Origin of the sequence: Caballeronia sordidicola, assembly GCF_002220365.1 — a bacterium.
Lineage (GTDB): Bacteria > Pseudomonadota > Gammaproteobacteria > Burkholderiales > Burkholderiaceae > Caballeronia > Caballeronia sordidicola_C.
In genome coordinates, this window is record NZ_MTHB01000175.1 from 1 (window position 1) to 5181 (window position 5181).

Here is a 5181-nt window from a genome sequence, read left to right on the forward strand (position 1 = left end):
TGTCAAATGACACAAAGTCGTCCGGCCCCAAAGACCAGTTTATAAGGCACAGCGGGCAGCGCTGGACAACTTTACGTCATTTTTAATTGCCACAAATTTGTCCATTTTGCTGAATTTGACCTAAAGTAGTCCAATGTCGCTGGTCCGGAATACTCGCCATGCACCCACCCGAACCCCTGCCAGTTTCCCGGCTGCCGAAGCAGACGCTTCATCATATGTGGTCGCCGAAGCTGCAACGCACACTGGTACTCACTTCGGTTAATCAAGTTCGACTCTGGGTCATGCTCGAAGCGAATCCTGCTGTCACGACATACTGCGAACGTCCTGTTCTCGCGTCTAATCAACACGATGCCCATGCCGATTTCTGGCTACTGCAGGATGGACGCCCCCAATATCTGGCGCTCGACCACGCCATCGAATCAGCGCCTCATGAGGATTCTTCCGCCGGTACGCCCTCCTCTCTTTTGATTCAAACCATTCGGCCAGCCGACCTTGACGAACACCGCGTCTGGATCCAAAACTGGATGACATTGTTACCTTATCTGAACACCGGAATGCGCCTGATTGATGCCGCCCTGGCCAAAGATGTCGTCGAATTCTTCGAACGAGAAGCATCGTTTCTCGAGCTTGAGCAGCACTTCACCCGATACGATCCGATCTTGATTCGTACCGCCGCCGTTGCTGGCTTGCACGCAGGTTATCTCCTGAGTCCCGATCTGGTCACTCAGCCCTGGACGCTGAACTCCCGAATACAGCAGTATTCGAAGGCCGCGCATCGTGCGACGTAGCGATATCCCGGAACCGCTCACCGACGTCCAATCGTGGCCGTCCGTGGATCCGGGTGCGCTCGATTCATCGCGACGAGCAATCTACCTACAACGTGAGCAAGCCCTACTGGCCTATCTGAACGGCGCGCCGATTGTGGACATCGTGCGAGACCATAAAATCGACGCCAGCTTCCTCTCACGATTGCTCACGCGCTGCCTTGCCGCACACACTGACGGTCGAATCCAGGGGTTCCGGGGACTTATTCCGCATGCACGCGCTAAAACCTATCGACGAAGCAAGCGAGCAGACCGCCTGACATCGCGCGACGGCCTGACCGGCGCTGTCGGGCAATTGTTTGAGCGCTTGCCGCAGCTTCCCCGCATCATCGAACGCCAGATTGGCAGCGCCCGCTTGGGACTGACGCAGACGAATCGCTTGTACGGCCTGACCGTAACGCATTCCAAGCTGATCGCGGCATGCCATGAAGCCGGGCTGACTGAAGCCGACTACCCTCTAAACCAAGATGAGAAGGGGTATCGCTCTTTCGCGAGGTGGGTCAAGCGCCGGCTCGAGGATCGCATCCCCCTGCGCTTGCCGCGCGACAACGGTGCCTGGGAAATGGCGGCCAGACCGTTCTCTGTGGTCGAGCTTGACGGCCACAAGCTGGACCTGCGTCTGCGTGTGCGCTTCACCGAGCCCTCCGGCATCAGCGTTGATCTCGAAACTGAGCGCCTGTATGTGTTGACGATGATCGACGTCTGCACCCGCGCCGTGATTGGATGGCATGTTGTTCCGGCACCAGAATACGATCACCACGACGTACTCGCGACGCTGCAGAATGCGTTACGCCCTCGACGCAAACGTGATCAGTTCACGATTCCCGGCCTCGGCTACCGGGAGGGTGCGGGATTTGTCTCCGAGCTACCTGAACTGGCCTACGCCTGCTGGGATGTCCTGAAGGTCGACAATGCGGCCTCGCACCTTACCGAAGACACCTTTGCTCCTGTCTGTGAGTTCGTCGGCTGTCGAATGGAAGCAGGCCCTGTTGGCGAACCTACGGGACGTCCCTTTATAGAACGCTTTTTCTTGACGCTGACCGACCGGATGTCCCGTAGAGTGCACGGTACGACAGGACGTCACCCCAACGATCCCGTCGGCAAGAAAGGGAGACAAACGGCCGTCGATCAACTGATTACGATTGACGAACTCGAAGAGCTACTGGATGTCACCATCGCCAACTACCATTGCACGCCGCACGATGGCTTGAATGGACGAACCCCGCTGGAAGCACTCCGCTTGGCGCTCGACCATCACACTGTACCGGTTCGAACCCTGCCGACTTTTCTACGCTCCCGGCTGCACCAACTTCAGTCGGTTCATCTTTGCACCGTCCGAGGTAGCGTCGCAAGCGGCACCGCACCTTATATCAGCCTGTATGGCGCGCGCTACAGCAGCGAAGTCCTTCAGCGAACAACTGGGTTATTGCGTCAACCTATTCGGGTTTATCCAAACCCCACCGACATGCGTGAAGCATGGGCGTATCTGACTAATGGGGCGGAGTTGGGTCGGCTGAGCGTGCTGGACGGTTGGCGATACAGCCGTCATACCTTGCGCTTGCGTCGATATATTTTGCGTCAGCGCCGCCTCGGCCGATTCGTTTTCGCGGGCGAACAGGATCCGGTTCAATTGCTCTCGAAATCTCAACGTCATCCATCCAAACGCAGCCGCAAGGATGGGACCGTAGTGATGCAACTCGCACAGATGGAAGAACCCTCCCAGACAACGAGTCTTCCCGCCGCACGATCACAGCAATCGGAAGACGACCAAACGTCTATCGACCTCGGTGACCTGACGGTGCAAAACCGATAACTCGAGGAGACTCATGGCTACCGCCCCGCAGCGACCGGCAAGTTTGGAGGATCATCCGATCAGCCGTCGCACCTATCGAATCCCGACGCCATCGATCGCTGCCTTTCGGGCTCTAGTCGACGAGTGTTTGCTCCTGTACATCACTGGAGCGCTAATCCATGGGCGGCCGCGTATCGGGAAGACCTATGCCATCGAGTTCATTCGTCGCGATCTTGAGCGGCGTCATCCCAGGTTATCAATCTACAAGATGCGCTGTACCCGATCGCAAACACCTTCAGAGAATAGCTTTTTCTCGGCCCTCCTGTACGCCGCGAATCATCCAGCGCAAAGCGGTGCCTCCAAGGCCGCCCTGCGCGGCCGGCTCTTGCACAAACTGAGACAGGTGGCCGATACAAAGGGCGATGAACGGATCGTGCTGTTTGCTGACGAGGCCCAGAATTTGCATGAACTTCACTATGAATGGTTGCGGGATCTGCACGATGAACTGGAAAGCAACGGATTGCGTCTGTTCGTGTTTTTGGTCGGCCAATCACAGCTGGTCGCGCAAAAATCTGCCTTTCAGGCGCAGGACAAAGGCCAGATCGTCGCACGATTTATGGTAGAAGAGCTGGCGTTTCGCGGCATTACCTCAGCGGCCCAATGCCGGGCCGTGCTGAAGGCATATGATCAGGGCGAGTATCCCGAGGCATCCGGTTGGTGCTATACGCGCTTCCATGTTCCTCAGGCCTATGACGCCGGCTTGCGCATGTTGGACTCCGCCGGCGCTCTCTGGCATGCCTTCGAGGATGCCCACATCAAGGCCCAGCTGGACGGGCCGGTCGAAATCCCCATGAAGTATTTCACCACGGCCGCCGAAGCCTCTTTACTGATTAGCAGTGCTAGTGATAGCCCAACGTTGACTTTCGATACACCGTTCTGGACATCGATGGTCGAACGCAGTCGGTACGTCTTGGCACAGAAAGCCGGCAGCACCACGTTGTCCGCAATCAGCAGGTGACGGATCATGCGCGATGATCACCAAGAAGAACACGAAATGCCGATTCTCTGGCAGGCGAAGGGCATTGCCGAAGCACGCTTCACGTCACGCCCCGAGTGGAGCACCGCCGGCGAATCCATGTGGATGCGCTTGTCGAAATTTTCTCTATGCAATCGGCTGACGTTGCACGAACTATCAAATCTGGTCCTCCTACCTCCGAAGGAGATTCCCACAGACGGCGTAGATCTGCGCCGTGCCGATCGATTCGACCCAGCACGATTGGGTGATCTGCTGCAGATCTCTCCCACAGATGTGACAACCGCATTCTGCTACAGCACGCCCGGACTTACCAACGCGAGCACCGAACTCCGTTACTGTCGCGAATGCTTGCAGCAGGGTTTTCACGCCGCATGGTTTCAGTGGCGCTTCATCGTGCGTTGTCCACTGCATCAACGCGCCCTCAGGCTCGGTTGCCCCGGTTGCACAAGGCCCATTCAATACTCGCTTCAGGGCAACATGGCGGAGTATCCACTTGTCTGTGCGCGATGCGGCAAGCAATGGGTACCGGACTTGCACTTGCCTGCTGGGCGATGCACGCCGATATCGGGACGCTCGGCTCGAATTCTGCGCAGGTGGCAAGCTTACGTCGCCGAATCCACCACGCGCCTTTCCAAACTCTCGCTTCGACAGCACGATCCCCAGACGGGCCAGTTCGTAGCGGCGCAACGCAATCGCGCGGCCTCGATTCGCCGCACGGCCCACCTACGCATGTCGAACCGACTTTACGATACTCCGCCGCCGACGATTCCCGAGCTATTGGCAAGGCGACCCCGACCCTCCACGGACCCACTCGGTCCCAAACCCGATTTACCCGAGCCTGGCCGGCATCGCTTCAGCCAGATGAACTGGCCTCACTTTACGCAACGGTTTCTTGAGCTCGAGTCGACACTCCTGCAATTTCAAGACGCGTTTTTTGGGCACACACTTCGCAACATCGATATGCCGGCGTGGAGCACCCTGTGCCGTCAGCAATTCGCCATCGCCACCGATGCCGTCAGCATCGAGACAGTGACAGCCGTCGGCTGGCATTTGAGTTGGCTTGGCTTCGTTCGCACATGCGATCGCGTTCACCGGCTCTCGACGCCTGCACTGGGTCTGTCCGGTTGGCTCGCACATAGCCCGGATCGCCCTCTTGCGATCGCATACGCCGAATGGACCGACCAGTTGATAGTTTGGCTGCAAGAGGATCTAACAACGTCAGCCTGGATATGGCATCGCCTCGCGTCGTTCATGCGGCCGCACAAGTCCTATCTCCTGCACCCGGCTCTCGCGCGCCCGGCTGAACTTGCCGCGTGGCGCTCAAGTCAACCGTATCGGCATAGCATCGCGGCAAAACCACCTCAAAATCTCGCCATCAAGGGCATCAGCCTTCCCGCTAGATTGGACTACTTTACGTCAATTATGCGACAACCCCTTGATTGATAACGATTTTTACAGATTACGTGCTCCCGAATTTGCCGATTAGACGACTTTGGGTCATTTTTCGGACGACTTTGTGTCGTTTGACA

Annotated in this window: 4 protein-coding genes; all 4 read left to right on the plus strand. The window is 57.4% G+C overall.

Going from position 1 to position 5181, the window contains the following annotated elements; all coding sequences use genetic code 11:
• Nucleotides 1–158: 158 nt before the first annotated feature.
• Genes BSU04_RS25530 through BSU04_RS25545 form a run of 4 tightly spaced genes read left to right on the plus strand, consistent with a single transcriptional unit; the run spans nucleotide 159 to nucleotide 5095 of the window.
• On the plus strand, nucleotides 159–788 hold the full coding sequence (locus tag BSU04_RS25530; RefSeq protein ID WP_089163193.1) for a hypothetical protein: 630 nt from the start codon (nucleotides 159–161) through the stop codon (nucleotides 786–788).
• A 43-nt stretch (nucleotides 789–831) separates the two neighbouring features.
• Nucleotides 832–2637 carry a DDE-type integrase/transposase/recombinase gene (locus BSU04_RS25535; protein ID WP_144021350.1) on the plus strand — a complete coding sequence of 602 codons (1806 nt, stop codon included), beginning with the start codon at nucleotides 832–834 and terminating at the stop codon, nucleotides 2635–2637.
• A 13-nt stretch (nucleotides 2638–2650) separates the two neighbouring features.
• Nucleotides 2651–3634 carry an ATP-binding protein gene (locus BSU04_RS25540; protein WP_089163195.1) on the plus strand — a complete coding sequence of 328 codons (984 nt, stop codon included), beginning with the start codon at nucleotides 2651–2653 and terminating at the stop codon, nucleotides 3632–3634.
• A 6-nt stretch (nucleotides 3635–3640) separates the two neighbouring features.
• Nucleotides 3641–5095, plus strand: coding sequence for a hypothetical protein (locus BSU04_RS25545; RefSeq protein ID WP_089163196.1), 1455 nt, complete (start codon nucleotides 3641–3643; stop codon nucleotides 5093–5095).
• Nucleotides 5096–5181: the final 86 nt, after the last annotated feature.